Here is an 18271-nt window from a genome sequence, read left to right on the forward strand (position 1 = left end):
TACTGATCTTTCAGTTGAAGAACAGGCTGTGTTGCCAGTGTTGCACCATTTGTAGCAGGCGCTGCTGGCTGAGTGGTAATGGTGAATTTTGCAGCCGCTCCATGACCAATGGTCTGTGAAACAGTTGCATTGTTATAACCAGTTGCATAAATTATCAAATCTGCAGTAGCAGGCGTTTGCAATATAGCCTGAAGAGAAGGATCGAAAGTAATCGTATTGGCATCTGCATCCACAGTGTATACACCTACAGCATCTAGTTTAACACTATTGTAAAAAATAGAATCAATACTAGTCTCCCAAGTAGTTTCGTCAACATATGAAACAATAAATGTATTGTCAACGGTTGCACCTGAGGCAGGTGTTAAGGCTGGTGGATTAGTTTGAGCGAAAAGGGTAAACGAAGTAAGTACCCATAGGTATCCCAAGAGTAAATATTTTTTCATAGCAAAGGACTTTTGATAACTAACAACTTGAATACACCAAAGCATATACCAAACCTCCTATATATCTATCTTCTTGCTACTTAAGCACTATCACTCATTTATAGAACTCATCTACGTTTTTGGAGAAAATAGGATGCATTAATGCTGAAAGTATTGAATTCACTATTTTCTTTTAACATTTCTTAATAAATTCCTTTTTTGGAAGAATTATCCGATTGTGGATAAGCAAAAGATCTAAATCAAAATATTTTTTAGTAAGAAATAAAGAACAATATTTTTTTGACCACCAGGTCAAAACTTTTAGGATCAATCCCGGTTACCATTTTAATAGAAATCGGCTAATTATTATACGCAAATAAAAAAGAGACTTCCGTGCTATAAAGCAAGAGAAGCCTCTTTATATTTTAGTTTGAATTTACGCTATTTAATATTCAAATGATTTTTGCAATAAATCCAATTCCTGCTCTTTCTCCATTTCTTCTTCTTTCAACTTCATCTCTTTGTGTCTGATTTTGAAATCTCTGCAATAATTAATCAAATGAGTTCCCCTATTCTCTAATCCTCCAAATGCAGACATTCGCTCAAAATGATAAGCAGATTGTAGTAGCTCCACATCCATTTCATTCATCTTTTCTGGAAAATCGGTTCCAAACTTACTTGCTACTAACGAAAAGAATCTACAAATATCATATGCTCTAAAACTAAAATCACTGGGTTCACACATAAATCTATTTCTAAATTTATTTACAAACTTTTCGATTTTTGCTTCTTTGTAATCTATAAAATAAGGACTAAACAATGAGAAATTTAGATTATAATAATAGTCCGCCTCCAAACTGGTATATCTTTGCCATTTCGAGAATCCTACCAAACGGATCGCATATCTTTGGCTCAATACATTTAAATTGGTAATGATATTCTCCACCAAAGGTTGATCATTCGATGGCAAAACCACTATATTTTCACATGAATCACACATGGTAGCCTCTAAACCATATCGACCATATTCATCAAATGAAATTTTCTTATATGATACTTCATCAGTTTGCCAATACAATCCTTTTTCGAACAGCTGATGTTCAATATCCTTAATCAATTTTGCTTCATTTAAATGTTTATATCTTTCAGGATGGACAACAACAATATTCTTGTATTCAAAATCTTCGCTAACATAGTTTGAAATTTGTCTACAAATTGAATTCAACGATGTATTCAATTGTATCACAAAAGGATTTGAATTGATTTGAGGATTTTTTACAGACAAAGGTGAAATGATAGGAATTTTCTTGGTTCTTGCAAAATCAGCAGCAACTGCGAATGTTCTTGGATACACAGGTCCAATCCAATAATCAAAATCAATAAATTGAATTTGCGATAAAGTTCTTCGTAATTTTTCAGGATTGCGTTCCGTATCGAAAACATGCAAATCTACCGATAACCCTTCCTTTTGCAAGGAATCAATAGCCAGCAATACTCCTTGATAAAATCGAATAAATTCGCGTGACTTGCGATAAATTACACGTGGTTCTCTTTCCGTTACAATTTCAATGGTATCCTTATAAGTTACAATCTGATTAATTGTATCATTGGCTTCAAGATACAAAGGCAGAAACAAACCAACACTTACTTTTGTCTTTGAAATTTCCTCTTTCACCTTTTCAAACTGCATGGTATCTTGAACAATCAACTCCTCTTTAATTGTATCCTTAGGTGTTTTTTTCACCTCAAAATATTCAGGTGGTACCAAATAACGTGGAATTCTTACCCAATCACCAGGTTGTAAAATTTTGTTTTTTATTTTCGGATTTAATTTTCGAAGTTTTTTTTGCTTCATATTAAACTCTTTAGCAATAGAAAACTGCGTATCGCCTGGTTTAATAACGTAATAGTAATATTTTTTATCGTGCTGAGGAACGCTTGGTTCCTTTACTTCTTTTTGTTGCTGATTTTTAGGGATTTTTACCACTGAATTCAACGGTAAAGACTTCTTACTTCCAGGATTTTCATTCTCAATGGAAGACATTGAAACTTGATACTTTTTCGATAGTGAATAAACCGTATCATCTTCCCTTACAACATGATAGATGTATCTGTCATCCTCTTTCTTTACAATAATAGGTGAAATAGCCTTTTTCCCTTCTACAAAAGGTATTCGCAATACTTCATTAATACTTACTGTTGCCTGACTTTTACCATTAACTTTCATAATTTCACTAAGCGCGACACCGTAAGCTTTAGAAATAGAAAATAAAGTTTGTTTTTCTTTTACAACATGCAAAAGAAAAGTTTTTCCACCAACAACTACCTTATTATTAGATATTTCAATTGTAGCATTCTGGGAATGAACAAAATTAACAGTCCCTAAGAAAAGACCAATCAAAAGAAAAATGCGAAGAAAACAATTCATTAAATATTTGTTTTTCAAACGTTTATAGTTTATTCAAATTGCAAACAAAAATACTAAAGTATGCTTTGAAAACAAAATATATACAAGAATTGAGCCACAGAAAAAACAAAATCGAAGCTGAATACATCAACTTCGATTATAAAATTAGCACATAAAGTATCTGTAAATTAATTTTCTACCAGAACAAATTCATCATATTCAATCTCAAACTTCAATTTTTGGCGCGCTTCCTCATTTGCCAATGCTAAAAACGTATTTCTACACTCCTTATTTACAGCTACCTCAGACATCTCCAAATAGAATTTGAATTTATCTTTCTCCTTTTTCATAGCAAGAATCAATGCCTCCTGATATGATAGATCGTTTTTTTTACAATCAATATCCTCTAGCGATCCGGCAATTTTCATATCCTGCACTTCATCCACATCGAATTCTATCTTAAGATCCTTCATTTTTTCAAGTCTTAACATTCTTGCAGTTTTTTCAAGTGCAATATTCATAAACAATTGCTTTACATTCTTCCTATCCATTCGCTCAGCCAGATTCGAGTAAAACTCAATTTCGTTCATTTCACTATCAATCGCATAATCGATTATTTCCTCAAAAGTTCTAAAAATTTTCATCTAACCTATTATTTTGATGTTTACACCCCATTAATTCAATCAATCACATTACTATTAAAAAGTATTAAATCAATAAGTTACAAAATAATTGTTTCGATATCAAAAAGATTATTTGCTTTTAAGAAGCAATGATACCAGGATTTATAATCCTACTCCTATTCCTCAGCTGAAAAACTCATATGTTTCCTGTAAATGACTAACTTCTGATCTTAGGTTAAAGGGAAGGTTGTGGAAACTATAGTGGGAGCTAACGTAATTTCCAATCATCGTTAAAACTAAATCAATTTAAAAATAACTTAAATTTTCCTTCTCGAATAAAATCACCCCTTAATTATACAATAAAAAAAGCCGTAGCAGACGCCACGGCTTTCATACTTTTATCTTAACAAATTCTAGTTTTCAGTAAGAATGTTGTTGTCATACTCAACCTCAAAACGTAGCTTATGCTTTGCCTCTTCTTGAGCTAACATTAAAAACATATCGCGTGAAGCAGAATCAGAAGCTGCAGCAGCCAAATCATTATACAATTTGAATGCAGCCTTCTCTTTTTTCATTGCAATAGTCAAAGCTTCCTGGTAAGTGATGTTTGTTTTTTCTGTATCAACGTCTACCAAGTAATCACCAATTTTTAAGTCAGCAACCTTCTCTTCAGAAACTTTGTATTCTTTACCATTTTTAATGGCTTCCAACTTAGTTCTATGTCCGATTTCTTCCAAAGCATATTGCTCGAAAGTATCTTTCATTTCCTGATGCTCCATTTTTTCTGCAAGTGCAGTATAAAAATCAGCTGCCATTTGTTCTTCGTTAATGGCAAAATCTAAAATATCCTCAAGTGAATTAAATTCTTTCATAATGATCTATTCTTTATTGTTCCACTTTTTGAGACAAATATTTCTCTTTTAAATAAGTATCCATGTTGGCAGCAGCCTTACGACCATCACCCATAGCAAGAATCACAGTAGCACCACCACGAACGATATCACCACCTGCAAACACTTCTGGAATGGACGATTGCATTTTATCCTTAACCACTTCGATAGTTCCCCATTTAGAAACTTCCAATCCTTCAACAGAATTTGGAATTAATGGGTTTGGAGATACCCCCACAGCTACAACCACAACGGTTGCATCAATAGTATATTCCGAACCTTCCATTGGAATAGGTCTTCTACGTCCTGATGCATCTGGCTCACCCAATTCCATTTTCTGAACTTTAACCTGTTTCACACGACCGTTTTCGTCAGCAATGTACTCAATAGGGTTAGTAAGCGTTAAGAACTCAACACCTTCTTGTTTTGCATGGTGAACCTCTTCAACACGCGCAGGCATTTCTTCTTCAGAACGACGGTAAACAATCATGGCATTTTCTGCACCCAAACGCTTCGCTGTACGTACCGAGTCCATTGCAGTGTTACCACCACCAACTACAACTACGTTTTTACCGCGAAGTACAGGTGTATCCGACTCTTCAGAATCAGCACCCATCAAGTTCACACGAGTAAGGTATTCGTTTGATGATAGGATACCATTAGCATTTTCACCAGGAATATTCATGAATCTTGGCAAACCAGCTCCAGATCCTACATAAAATGCTTTGAATCCTTCTTCCTTTAAATCTTCAAGGCTTGCAGTTTGTCCTACAATAAAGTTCGTGATGAACTTCACTCCCATCTGACGTAAGTTGTCAATTTCAACGTCAACAACTGCATTTGGCAAACGGAATTCAGGAATACCATATTTCAACACCCCACCAATTTCGTGCAATGCCTCGAATACAGTTACATCATATCCTAATTTTGCCATATCGCCTGCGAATGACAATCCTGATGGACCTGAACCAATAACAGCAACTTTAACACCGTTTGCTTCTGCACATTCAGGAACTGCAATTTCACCAGACTCTCTCTCCCAATCAGCAGCAAAACGCTCCAAGTGACCAATAGCTACTGATGGTTGATTCAATTTCTCAACATAGAAACATTTCTGCTCACACTGAACTTCCTGTGGACAAACACGACCACAAACTGCAGGCAATGCACTTGTTTCTTTTAATACAGAAGCGGCTTTTCCAAACTCACCTCTTTCAATATTTTTAATGAACTTAGGAATGTTAATGCTTACCGGGCAACCTTCCATACAAGTAGGATTTACACAGTCCATACAACGCATAGCTTCTTTAACTGCCTGCTCCTTTGTTAGTCCATTATTTACTTCAATTCTTTGTGATTTGATACGCTCATTAGGATCTTGTTCTGACATTTCGACCCTTTCAATAGCCATACGATCTTTGGCTTTTGTTTTCTTTTGGAGCTCAACTCTCCACTCTTTTTTGCGCTCGTTTTTTATATACTCTTCAGACCTTTCCATTGTCCTGATTTTGTTGTTGTTATTTGATTATTCCTGAAAGTGATCCATTTTATCCTGCTCTTCAGACTTGTATCCACCAAGTCTCGACATCATTTCATCAAAATCGATTTTATGAGCATCGAACTCAGGCCCGTCTACACAAGTAAATTTGGTTTTACCATCAACAGTAACACGACATGCACCGCACATTCCTGTACCATCAACCATAATGCTATTTAAACTTGCCATAGTTGGAATTTCGTACTTTTTGGTAAGAAGCGAACAGAATTTCATCATAATAGCTGGACCAATTGTAATACACTCGTTAATTTTTTCACGTTGTATTACCTCTTCCATACCTTCTGTAATCAAACCTTTGTTTCCGTATGATCCGTCATCAGTCATGATGATTACCTCATCGGAATGTTTGCGCATTTCATCTTCTAAAATCAAAAGATCTTTATTACGCGCAGCAAGAACAGTAATTACCTTATTTCCCGCTTTCTTATATCCTTCTACAATTGGTAATAGTGGAGCAACTCCTACACCACCACCGCAACAAAGTACAGTACCTACATTGTGAATCTCGGTTGGTTTACCTAGTGGACCAACCAAATCCGTTACGCAGTCACCCACTTCAAGAGCACATAACTTTTTCGAAGAAACCCCCATTTTCTGTACGATCATGGTAATGGTTCCTTTCTTAACGTCTGCACCTGCAATGGTCAGAGGGATTCGCTCTCCTTTTTCACCAACTCTTACAATAACAAAGTTACCTGGTTTGCGTGCTTTAGCAATTAAAGGAGCTTCAACTACAAGTTTTACTACTTTTTCTGAAAAATTTTCTTTTTCAACGATCTTGTTCATTACGTTTTTTAATAAATGAATGAAAAAACAAAACAAAAACTGTTTTATTAATAAATGGAACTAGCTTATTCGCAATCGTTTCCAAGCTTAATAATCAGTACTTATTTCTATTCCAAATGTAAAAAGAAGTGGCATACCTACCTAAACTAAAAAAGTATTTTTAAACAGTTTTTTACTTTAGGATAAATGTAATTAAACCCTTAGATTCTCAGCGTTTTTGACAATCACCTCTTCTTGCATCTAATGAATTTGTAAAATATAGCATTACAACTACTTATGCAAAAAATAAGGAGGTAATTCCATTCCTTATCTCCAATCAAGAATAAATCGAGATTAGAAAGCAAAAAACAACCTTCTTTATCGCCGTATTCATTAAAAGATTTTTATCAAAATGGTTTATACACTTTTCTTCAAAACAAAAGACAAAAAAAATAAAACAAATCATCGGAAGTGTTTATTAAAAAACGCCCTATCCTCTTCATCATTGAGCGATGAAACTTCTTTTTAGATTCGTGTGATAAATCTATATGATCCAAAATTTGCAACCTGTATTAAATGTAGCACTGAAATTCCAATGGGTAGAATCATGATTAAGCCCAAAAGTAAAAAGCGTATTCGTTGTACAAGTATATAACTTTGATTATATTTAATTATTTTTAATATTAAATTCTTATAAAACAAATCTACTATGATCAAAATTTGTGGTATTATTGGTGTTTGGCAATTAATCATCATTCTATTTAGCCTATTGGCACTCCTTCTTCCTTTAATTGCAATAATTGATATTTTAAGAAGTGAATTCACAAATAACAATAAACTAATCTGGGTTCTGGTAGTACTGCTACTCCCATTTTTTGGTCCAATACTTTATTTTATATTTGGACTGAAACAAAAGATTAGAAAATAATACATGATAACTTCAGTTCTATTTAATATTTGGCTGCTACTTAAAATAGTAGCCATTCTTCTGCCAATTGTTGCAATAATAGACATCCTCAAGAGAAAATTATTGGGAATCGACAAATTGATTTGGATTCTACTGGTAATCTTCCTACCGATTATTGGCTCCATTATCTATTTTTACGATAGATACAAATATAGAAACCGAAAATAGATATCTTTGCAGTTAGCAGCTATAAAGTTCGGAGATGAATAAACCTCCAGAAAGCTTTATACTTATTACTTTAAATTTTATCCTTTTTGTTATGGCTAAAAAGAAAAAAAATATCGTGTATTCCACGAACCCAGACTACGATTACGAATACGAAGAAGATTTTGTAGCAGAAACTCTTCCTCCTAATCAGCAAAAATTAAAGGTAATGCTTGACAAAAAGCAACGCAAAGGAAAAGCAGTTACCTTAATCGAAGGTTTTGTGGGTGATCCTGATGATCTGAAAGAATTGGGGAAAATGCTAAAATCGAAATGTGGTGTTGGTGGTTCTGTTAAGGATGGAGAAATTTTGATTCAAGGCGATCACCGTGATAAGATTATGGATATCCTAAAATCAGAAGGTTACCAGGCAAAACGTGTTGGTGGATGATTTGAAAAATTGAAAGAGACGCACGGCCGTGCGTCTGTACATCATGCAAATATAAAAACCCCGAAATCCTTGGATTTCGGGGTTTTCTTATATCATTTTACAAAGCTTAAATTTCTTTCAAACAAGCTTCGATATTCTTTTCAATTCTATCTTTAACGCTAGTAGCTTCAGCTTTAACGAATTTCTCACCAATAATTTGCTCGTACAACTCGATGTAACGTTCAGAAATTTGATTAATTCTCGCCTCATCCATTTCAGGAACTTCTTGTCCTTCCTTACCCTGGAATCCATTTTCCATCAACCACTCACGAACGAACTCTTTTGACAATTGCTTTTGAGCTTCGCCATTTGCCAAACGCTCTTCGTAACCTTCAGTGTAGAAATAACGAGATGAATCTGGAGTATGAATTTCGTCGATCAAGTAAATCTTACCATCTTTCTTACCGAACTCATATTTTGTATCCACCAAAATCAAACCTTTTTCAGCAGCAATTTCAGTACCTCTCTGGAACAATTCCATTGTGTACTTTTCAAGAGCTTCGTAATCTTCTTTGCTTACGATTCCCTGCTCCAGGATCTCTTCTCTTGAGATGTCCTCATCGTGACCTTCTAAAGCTTTGGTTGTAGGTGTAATAATTGGTTTTTCGAACTTTTGGTTTTCAACCATTCCTTCCGGAAGAGGCACACCACATAAGGTTCTTTTTCCAGCTTTGTATTCTCTCCAAGCGTGTCCTGTAAGGTAGCCACGAATTACCATTTCAACCATGAATGGCTCAGCCAAGTGACCAACAGTAACCATTGGATCTGGAGTAGCAATTTTCCAGTTTGGAACAATATCTGCAGTTGCATCCAAGAAGCGCTCTGCAATTTGGTTCAAAACCTGACCTTTAAAAGGAATTCCCTTAGGCAATACAACATCAAATGCCGAAATACGATCAGAAACAACCATTGCAAGATATTCGTCGTTGATATTATAAACGTCTCTTACCTTACCCTTGTAAACATTTTTCTGATTCGGAAAATTAAAATCTGTTTTAACAATAGCTTCTTTCATTGCTCCAAAAAATTCAAATAATTTATAAAACGGTTTAAATTAAGCTAAAAGCCAAAAAGCTGCTAGCCATTAGCCAATAGATATTTCAATTAGTTGCGAAGATAGATAAAAGTAAAATTGTAAAAAAGAACAAATGTTGAATTTGTTGCAGAAAATCACCTTCAATATACCCAATAGGGAAAACCCTAATTTTTCAATAAGTTGATGCAAAAAACACAATCCAACCTATATTGATAATTGTTAACTGTTAATTGATCATTGCCTACTCTTCCTTCTTCTTCTCCTCCAGTTTCTTCTCTTTTATTTTTTGTTCTACCCTTTCATCTTCTTTCTCGTAAGCAGCAACAATTTCTTTTACCAATCGGTGACGAATGATATCCGAGCTATCGAACTCAACCATTGCAATTCCTTTAATCTTTCGAAGAATTCGGAATGCCTGAATCAAACCTGATTGTTGCTTTCGTGGCAAATCAATTTGGGTAATATCACCTGTAATCATAAACTTGCCGCTGGTACCCATACGAGTTAAGAACATCTTCAGCTGCTTGGTAGTTGTGTTCTGAGCCTCATCTAATATTACAAAAGCATCATTTAAAGTTCTACCACGCATGTAGGCCAAAGGAGCAATTTGAATGACCTCCGCTTCCAAATAATCTGCCAATTTTCTTGGTGGAATCATATCGAGCAAAGCATCGTAAAGCGGCTGCAAATACGGATCAATTTTCTCCTTCAAATCGCCAGGTAAGAATCCTAGATTTTCTCCTGCCTCAACCGCCGGACGACTCAGAATAATACGTTTTACTTCCTGATTGCGCAGCGCTTTAACCGCCAAAGCAATTGCCGTGTAGGTTTTACCCGATCCTGCCGGACCTACAGCAAACACCATATCGTTTTTGGCTGATTTTTCTACCAGCTTGCGCTGATTGGTTGTTTTAGCGCGAATAATTTTCCCGTTATTTCCAAAAATTATTACACTTTCAGGATCATCTGGGTTTTGAATTCCTGGAGTATTTTCAAGAATTATTCTTTTTATATTAGAAAGAGTAAGAACATTGTATTGGTTGTAGTGCTGAATCAACAAATTAATTTTATCCTCAAATACTTCCAGTATTTTTTCCTCTCCACTTGCAATAATTTCATTTCCTCTGCCAACAATTTTAAGCTTTGGAAACATCTCTTTTACAACTTCAAACTTTGCATTGTTAATTCCATAAAATTCAAGAGGGTCAATTACCCCTAAAGATATACTCTTTTCTATCATATAGTTCCTTCAATATTCATTACATTTGAGCTCACAAATTAGTTATTAATTCTGATTTGTGAACTGATTATATGTGAAAATTTAGCAAATAAAATTCCAATGATTATTCGTTTTGTGAAACTTGAAATTCTTCCCAAACACACCAACGCTTTTAAAAAGCTAACCGAAAACGAAAAAAATGATATTTTGGCCTTTGAAGGATGTTCCTACCTGCAAGTTTTACAGGATCAAAACAATCCTTCCATATTCTTTACAGTGAGTCATTGGGAGTCTGAAACAGCTTTAAATAAATATCGAGAATCAGATTTTTTCCGTGGCAATTGGAGCCAGGTAAAACAATGGTTTGCCAATAAACCCGAAGCCTGGAGCATGAAAGACACCAATAGCATCTGACGACTAGAAGACATAAAACACATCAAAAACACACAACACACCTCCATTTTTTCACTCAGAGAAATCTTTTCGATACAACCTACCACGCCCCTACACGACTCTATACTTGAGTTTTAATCACAACTCCACACTATTTTATTCAAATCAACAAGTCAAATAACACATCATTAAGATAAATTTTTAACACATATCATAACTTTTAACAACTCTATTCGTAAAGAAATCTATAGGAATCATAAAATTTTCCATTATTTAATTAATATCGTAAATTAGATTTAAAACTCTAATACATTGTACTACTATACTTCTTATGAATAAAGACATACAACACATTAAACATTTTTTTGTTACTGCAAGCATCGGATTTGTATTTTTAGTTGCCAGCTCTTTGGTTTGGAACATACAAAACGAAAAAAGAACAACCTATAAACTAGCAAAAGTTGAAGCCATTGGAAACCAAAACAAGGATTTAACTTTTCGGCGATGGTCTACCCTACATGGTGGCGTATATGTTCCCATAACTGACAAAATTACACCAAACGAATACATGGATTTTATTCCAAATAGAGATGTGACCACTACCGATGGCCAAAAATTAACCTTAATCAATCCAGCCTATATGACCCGACTTGCTCACGAATTGGAACTGGAAATATCGGGAAAAATTGGTCATATTACCAGCTTGAATCCCATACGTCCTGAAAACAAGGCCGATGAGTGGGAAACCAATGCTTTAAAACGGTTTGAATCGGGAGCCAAAGAACACAGTAGCATCGAAACCATTAATGGCAAAAAATATTTGCGCTACATGCGCCCTATGCATGTCGAGAAAAGATGTTTAAAATGTCATACCAATCAAGGATATCAATTGGGCGACATTCGAGGAGGACTTAGCGTAGCAATACCAATGGACAAATATGAAACAATCATTAAATCGAAAATATCCGGTTTAATTTTCTTTCACATTTTTATTTTGGGCATAGGACTACTCCTAGGTTGGTTGGCTTATCGCAGAACATTATACTCGGTTAAAGCAAGAATCGAATCGCAGAAAATTATTCGTAAAAACGAAAGGCTATTGAAAATACAAAACCAAGAGTTGCGTAAAGCAAAAGAAAAAGCTGAAGAAAGCGATCGCTTAAAAACCATTTTCCTGCAAAATATGAGTCACGAAATCAGGACTCCAATGAATGCCATTCTTGGCTTTTCATCTTTAATTCCAAGCGAGTTCAACAATAAAGAAAAACTAAAGGAATACACCGAGATTATCAATCAGAGGGGAAATGACTTACTTGGCATCATTAACGATTTGCTTGACATTTCAAAAATAGAATCGGAAAAAGTAGAATTGCATCTCGAACAGTTCGATTTAAACGCTCTACTCGACGAAGTACAAGATGTGGCTCAAGCTCTACAAAGCAGGTTCGAGAAATTCCATATTAATGTAATATCCCCTATAAGCTTCGATAGCGAAAACATTATTCTTACCAGCGACAAAGGAAGACTAAAACAGGTATTTTCCAATTTAATTAGCAATGCCTTTAAATTTACATTGGAAGGAAGCATCACCATTGGCTATCATCTTTCAGCAGATAGAATATACTTTCATGTTGAAGATACCGGCATTGGAATCCCTGAAAAAGACCTGGAGAATGTATTCAGCCGATTTACCCAAATCGAACAGGAAACCACTCGCATTTACGATGGCACAGGCTTGGGCTTATCCATTACCAAAGGAATTATACACCTGCTACACGGACAAATAAAAGTTGAATCGGAAGTGAACAGAGGCAGTAAATTTACCTTCTGGATTCCTCTACAAAATGTTGATTTCGAAAAAGATCAACAACAAAAATTACAGTTTGAAGTGTAACTGCAAACGGACAATCTAGGCAGCCAATAATTAAACAAATGACAACTAATACTCATTTTTTTTATTTATTGAAAGGTTGAGCTAATAAGATTTCTTTACTTTTGTAGCTTAATTTTTTGTTATGTCCAATTTCTCTGCCATCTCAAATGCATTTAAAGATCATTATCCTTCACTAATACTATATGCTTTAAAGTGGATGAAAAACGAAGATCTTGCAAAAGATTTGGTTCAGGCTGTATTTGTAAACCTGCTTGAGAAATCAGAAAATAAAAGGATTTTAGATTATAGGACCTATCTTTTTAAATCGGTTAGAAACGAATGTATTCAGTACTTTAGAAAAAACTCACCACAAAATAGTATAGAGGAATTAGACCAAAGCGTTTTGGGGTATTTTAACGACCCTATTGAACAAGCTGAATTTGAAGCCTACGTATTCAGTTTAATAGACAAGCTCCCTCCTGCCACCAAAAATATCTTTAAATTAAATCGATTTGAAGGCTTAAGTAATCAGCAAATTGCCGATCAGTTAAAGATCTCTAAACGAACTGTTGAATTACAAATTAGCAATGCATTAAAGCATCTTCGTCAGGAATTAATCAAGTCTCGGGATAAAAATCACAACTTCTCTCAATTTTTATACTTACTATTCTAGCCTCATAACTACATTCTTACGCAGGCTCATTCTTTTTTTTCAAAAAAAATCGTTTTTCGAATATGTGTTCGCCCACTTGAATTCATCTTTATAAAAAAGGCAACACTATGGATAATCAGTATCGTTTAATTAAGTATCATCAAAAAAAGCTAAACGAAAGCGAAAATCGCGAAGTAGAAAAATGGCTGGCAGAATCGGAAAGCAATGAAAAAGAATACGAACAGTATGTAAGTCTTTGGCTGGCTGCTAAGCAAAGCAAAGTGCTTCATAATTTAAACATGGATCACGATTGGAATCTTATCCTGCGTATAGCGAATGGTAAACCAAAATTGCTAAATAAAGCCATTACATATGCTTTAAGAATTGCGGCCATTTTAGTAATAGCCTTTGGTGTATACTGGTTCTCCGATTACACGATTTTTAAACCAGAGTATCAATATGTAAAAAATGAATGGAAAAATAAGGTAAAGACCATCACACTTGATGATGGTAGCACGGTTTCGTTAAATTATATGGCGAGTTTACATTACCCCAAGCATTTTAGCCGTAAGGAACGAAAAATAAAACTGCAAGGGAATGCCTTTTTTAATGTAGCTCGCAACGAAGCGAAACCATTTAGGGTTGAAACACCAATATCTATGGTCCAGGTTTTAGGTACCTCTTTCGATGTAGATGCCTCAGTCAACAAAAGCATGGTAACTGTTACAAGTGGAAAAGTAAAAGTTTCAAATAAAGCCGATCAAAACTCTTTTGTTGAATTACTGCCAAATGAACAGGCCATTCAAAATGGTAATAGTCTGCAAAAAAATACTGTATCGGCACAAAATTTTATTGGTTGGAAAACGGGTAAGTACCTGTTTAAAAACGAATCATTGTTGCAAGTGATGACTTTATTGGAAAGACGTTTCCACTTTAGCTTTCACTTTGCTGACAGAGAACTTAAATTAAGAGAACTAACCGCCGAATTTAACGGCGAAAACTTAAATGACATTATCGAGATTATCCAGCTAAGTTGCCAAGTGCGAATTAATCTTGAGTCAAACAATCTAACGATAAGTAAGAATGAATAAAATAAGCTCCGGGCTGATATTGTTTATTATGGTACTATTCTGTTTTAGTACAGCAAATGCACAAGAAAGCCCATTGCAAAAAAGCATCACAATCAATTGCAATAATTGCACAATAAAAGAAATTCTATCGATGGTAAGCAAGCAAAGCAAAATTAAATTTGCCTATAGCGAATCACAAATCAATGTAAAACAAAAGCTTAAAAATAGCAATTTCAAAAATGTAAACCAGCTATTACAGGAGCTTCGCAAGAATTACAATATCGATTTCAAATTAATTGGGCGAAACATTTCTTTGTTTCCAATTCAAAAAGGACAGCAAAAAGGATCGATAACCATTAGTGGCTATTTGGAGGATGCCACAACAGGCGAACGCCTGATTGGTGCCAATATCTATTCTCCTAAAACTTACCAGGGAACCAGCACTAACAGTTACGGTTTTTTCTCCATTCCTGTAAACTTAACAATCAATCAATTGACTTGTTCTTACGTGGGATACCAAACGGTAACTATTCCTGTAAATTTTTCGAAAGACACTATTTTAAATATTGCATTGCAACCATCACTAGAACTGGCAGAGGTTACCGTATTTGATTCAAAAGATGAAGTGGTTGATGAAAAAAATCCCATAGGAACGATAAAAATTCCATTGAAAAAGGTGGAACAATTGCCTGTAATTTACGGAGAGACCGATGTATTAAAAACCGCCCAATTATTGCCAGGAATATCGACAGGAAGTGAGGGAAATAGTGGCATGCATGTTCGTGGCGGAAGTCCCGATCAAAACCTGATTTTATTGGATGGTATCCCAGTTTACAATCCAAACCACTTGTACGGGTTTTATTCGGTATTTAACACCGATGCAATTAAAGACATGAAACTGATAAAAGGTGGATTCCCTGCTCGATATGGAGGCCGTCTTTCTTCGGTTGTTGATTTGCGCATGAAAGAAGGAAATACAAAAAAGCTAAGCGGTGGTATTTCTGTTGGTTTAATATCTAGTAAATTCCATTTGGAAGGCCCCATTGTTAAGGACAAAACTTCCTTTTTTGTATCGGCTCGAAGAACCTATATTGATTTTTTTACCAATGAATTGATTAAAGATGTATCTGATTTTGATGAAAACAACTACTCTTTTCATGATGTTAATGCCAAAATCAACCACAAGTTTTCCGATAAACATCGCTTGTACCTTAGTTATTACACCGGACGTGACAATGGAGATTCGAAAGGCGGGAATGAAGATACCAATTTAAAAACAGAAGATTCAAGTGAATTATCCTGGGGAAACAAAATTTACGGATTACGATGGAACTGGCTAATGAATCCTAATTTGTTTTTAAACTCCACGTTATCCTACAGCTCCTACGATTACATGAGCAATGAAATTTTCAAAAACCAATTCAGAACTGATGCCAATTGGACCAATAAAAAATACTCTACAAAACTAGAGTCGGGCATTAACATCTTTTCTGCAGGTTTAAATTTTAACTGGAACCCTTGGCTAAAGCACCAGATTCGCTTCGGAGGTAAATACCTTTACCACGAGTTCAATACCGGAATGGAATCGAAAAAATATATTGTATCAGGTAACGAAAACGCAGAAGTAAACGAGAATGAAATAGCTTATGCTGATGAAATCAATCTGTTTGTTGAAGACGATTATCAAATCAGCAATAAACTAAGCGCCAATATTGGTATGCATTACTCCCTTTTCATGACGGGAAACAAGAGCTACTCCTCTTTGGAACCACGCTTATCGGTAAAATATGATCTAAATAATAAAATACAATTGAATGTGGGTACTGCCATCATGCAACAATACTCCCAACTTTTAAACTCTTCAAAAATAAATCTGTCGTCAGACATTTGGGTGCCTACTACCAAAAACATTGCACCTGCCAAATCGAAGCAAGCTTCGTTGGGAGCATATTATGCCATTAATACTTCCTGGGATTTTTCGGTAGAAGGATATTACAAACAAATGAGTGATTTGTTGGAATACTCCGAAGGTTCTTCGTATTTCGAAGGTAATTCGTGGCAAGATCGCGTTGTACAAGGCGATGGAAAAAGCTACGGTTTGGAATTTTTGTTGGAAAAAAGCAAGGGCAAATTTACAGGTTGGGTTGCCTACACATTGGCCGAAAGTACACGTACATTCTACAATATTAATAGCGGAGAAGAATTTCCCTACAAGTACGATAGACGTCACGATCTAAACATTGTTCTGGATTACAAACTTACAAAACACTGGTCGGTAAATGCCATTTGGATTTATAAAACCGGAAATGCAGAAACTCTGGGAGTGATAAAATATCCAACCATCCACCAAACCATACAACTAGGTAATAGAAGTGATTCTTTTGATATTATTTCACAAAAAAGAAATGATTACCGTATGCCAGCCTATCATCGATTGGATCTATCAATAAACTGGAAAAAACAAATCGGAAAACTTGCACACATGTTAAGTGTTGGCTTATACAATGTATACAACCAAGAAAATACATACAAGGTTAGATTGAATCATATACAATTTCAAGATGGTAATGGAAATTACTATAACAATCACAAAATTTACAAAGAAAGCTTGTTCCAAAGATTACCATCAGTTTCATACTCCATTAAATTCTAAAAACATGCGTATTACATATATACTTTTAATTTTATTTACTCTTACGGGATTGAATTCCTGTGTTGAAGAAGGTGAAATTAATACGGATCATTACGTCATCAATTCATTTTTTTCGAACGCTCACCCATTCATTATTGAAACTTCAAAAACAGCTTCGATTTTCGATACTGTTACCTACCACAATATAAAAGATATGGAAGGCATATTATACGAAGATGACCAATTCTTGGGCGAATTAATATTTCAGGAAGCACATATTAATGATGAATATTACACTTATATCCCTGCAGGCTATACTTTACCTGGCTTTAATCCTAAAGGCGGAAAAACTTACAAAGTGGAGTTTAAACATGATGGTAGAACCATAACCGCCTCGGATATTATGCCAACCAAAGTTGACTTTACCATTTCTGACACTCTTACAACTACAAATAATTCACAAGACAAAGTATTTCGATGCAATATCACTTTTTCCGATCCAAAGACAGAAAATAACTACTATGTTATTTACAGAACCACATCATATCATGGACCGGAAAGTAATAATAAATTTATGGATGGAGGAATGGATATGCGAAGTTCTGATCCCTCAATTGAATATATTTACAATAACAAATCAATAATTTCTAATACGTGGTGCTACATACTATCTGACAAGTATTTTAATGGTATCGAATACACCATCTCACTTGATTTTTCTCAATATTTTAGTTTGCCTGATTTGTTAAACATTCACTTACAATCGGTAAGCAAACAGTACTACGATTACGTAAGCTCAAGTCTAGAACAAAGAAAAAACAATTACGAAAATTTTCATGCCGAAGCCACATCAGTTTACAACAACATCGAAAATGGATATGGCATATTTGCTGCATACAATGTAAGCACACACTCCATTGAGCTTAGAAAAGAAAATGAGTAAAAACAAAGCGATTGTATGAAAGTACCTGTTTTGTTTTGAGGACCAATCTCCCCTTCGTATTAGCTATTTATTCTAATCGGGGAATTCAACTTAAGATTGAATAACTAATTTGTTATTCTGGGGAAGGCTTCACTAGTCCATTTCAGGCCTTCCCCAACTTGGGGAAACCCCGCCCTACTTTAGAAGT

General features: G+C 34.9%; 17 protein-coding genes. 9 read left to right on the plus strand and 8 right to left on the minus strand.

What is annotated here, in order from left to right:
• From M0051_RS17295 to M0051_RS17320, 6 genes are all read right to left on the minus strand, one after another.
• The coding region (locus M0051_RS17295) for a hypothetical protein (RefSeq protein ID WP_306742795.1) at nt 1-443 on the minus strand (443 nt) is incomplete at its 3' end.
• 424 nt (nt 444-867) lie between these two features.
• On the minus strand, nt 868-2850 hold the full coding sequence (locus tag M0051_RS17300) for a LysM peptidoglycan-binding domain-containing protein (RefSeq protein WP_306742797.1): 1983 nt from the start codon (nt 2848-2850) through the stop codon (nt 868-870).
• 167 nt (nt 2851-3017) lie between these two features.
• Entirely contained in the window at nt 3018-3473 is a 456-nt protein-coding gene (locus tag M0051_RS17305; protein WP_306742798.1) for a ferritin family protein, read from the minus strand.
• 392 nt (nt 3474-3865) lie between these two features.
• Complete coding sequence (locus tag M0051_RS17310; protein ID WP_306742799.1) at nt 3866-4324, minus strand: ferritin family protein; 459 nt, start codon at nt 4322-4324, stop codon at nt 3866-3868.
• A 13-nt stretch (nt 4325-4337) separates the two neighbouring features.
• Complete coding sequence (gltA, locus tag M0051_RS17315) at nt 4338-5840, minus strand: NADPH-dependent glutamate synthase (RefSeq protein ID WP_306742800.1); 1503 nt, start codon at nt 5838-5840, stop codon at nt 4338-4340.
• A 27-nt stretch (nt 5841-5867) separates the two neighbouring features.
• Nucleotides 5868-6686 (minus strand): sulfide/dihydroorotate dehydrogenase-like FAD/NAD-binding protein, encoded by an 819-nt coding sequence (locus tag M0051_RS17320; RefSeq protein WP_306742801.1) that lies wholly within the window; start codon nt 6684-6686, stop codon nt 5868-5870.
• Nucleotides 6687-7374: 688 nt separating this feature from the next.
• On the opposite strand from M0051_RS17320, the gene M0051_RS17325 reads away from it, so the two are divergent.
• From M0051_RS17325 to M0051_RS17330, 3 genes are all read left to right on the plus strand, one after another.
• Nucleotides 7375-7593: a PLDc N-terminal domain-containing protein gene (locus M0051_RS17325; RefSeq protein WP_306742802.1), complete on the plus strand. Its 219-nt coding sequence runs from the start codon at nt 7375-7377 to the stop codon at nt 7591-7593.
• Nucleotides 7594-7596: 3 nt separating this feature from the next.
• Entirely contained in the window at nt 7597-7800 is a 204-nt protein-coding gene (locus M0051_RS19820) for a PLDc N-terminal domain-containing protein (protein WP_373568322.1), read from the plus strand.
• A 91-nt stretch (nt 7801-7891) separates the two neighbouring features.
• On the plus strand, nt 7892-8227 hold the full coding sequence (locus tag M0051_RS17330; RefSeq protein WP_306742803.1) for a translation initiation factor: 336 nt from the start codon (nt 7892-7894) through the stop codon (nt 8225-8227).
• A gap of 106 nt (nt 8228-8333) precedes the next feature.
• Here M0051_RS17330 and M0051_RS17335 read toward each other — a convergent pair whose 3' ends face one another.
• Entirely contained in the window at nt 8334-9281 is a 948-nt protein-coding gene (locus M0051_RS17335) for a phosphoribosylaminoimidazolesuccinocarboxamide synthase (protein ID WP_306742804.1), read from the minus strand.
• Nucleotides 9282-9543: 262 nt separating this feature from the next.
• Nucleotides 9544-10542, minus strand: coding sequence for a PhoH family protein (locus tag M0051_RS17340; RefSeq protein WP_306742805.1), 999 nt, complete (start codon nt 10540-10542; stop codon nt 9544-9546).
• Between the two features lie 99 nt (nt 10543-10641).
• Between M0051_RS17340 and M0051_RS17345 the strand changes: the two genes are divergently transcribed.
• The 6 genes from M0051_RS17345 to M0051_RS17370 all read left to right on the plus strand — a co-directional run bounded on the left by M0051_RS17345 (nt 10642) and on the right by M0051_RS17370 (nt 18084).
• Nucleotides 10642-10935, plus strand: coding sequence for a putative quinol monooxygenase (locus tag M0051_RS17345; RefSeq protein WP_306742806.1), 294 nt, complete (start codon nt 10642-10644; stop codon nt 10933-10935).
• A 310-nt stretch (nt 10936-11245) separates the two neighbouring features.
• The gene (locus M0051_RS17350; RefSeq protein WP_306742807.1) at nt 11246-12808 is read left to right on the plus strand and encodes an ATP-binding protein; all 1563 of its coding nucleotides are present in this window, start codon (nt 11246-11248) and stop codon (nt 12806-12808) included.
• 121 nt (nt 12809-12929) lie between these two features.
• A complete protein-coding gene (locus M0051_RS17355; protein WP_306742808.1) occupies nt 12930-13460 on the plus strand; it encodes an RNA polymerase sigma-70 factor in 531 nt (176 codons plus the stop codon).
• Nucleotides 13461-13567: 107 nt separating this feature from the next.
• Nucleotides 13568-14530, plus strand: coding sequence for a FecR family protein (locus tag M0051_RS17360; protein ID WP_306742809.1), 963 nt, complete (start codon nt 13568-13570; stop codon nt 14528-14530).
• On the plus strand, nt 14523-17162 hold the full coding sequence (locus tag M0051_RS17365) for a TonB-dependent receptor (RefSeq protein WP_306742810.1): 2640 nt from the start codon (nt 14523-14525) through the stop codon (nt 17160-17162). The genes M0051_RS17360 and M0051_RS17365 overlap by 8 nt, the downstream gene beginning before the upstream one ends.
• A gap of 4 nt (nt 17163-17166) precedes the next feature.
• The gene (locus M0051_RS17370; RefSeq protein WP_306742811.1) at nt 17167-18084 is read left to right on the plus strand and encodes a DUF4249 family protein; all 918 of its coding nucleotides are present in this window, start codon (nt 17167-17169) and stop codon (nt 18082-18084) included.
• The last annotated feature ends 187 nt before the right edge of the window (nt 18085-18271 follow it).

Source organism: Marinifilum sp. D714, from assembly GCF_030851345.1.
Lineage (GTDB): Bacteria > Bacteroidota > Bacteroidia > Bacteroidales > Marinifilaceae > Marinifilum.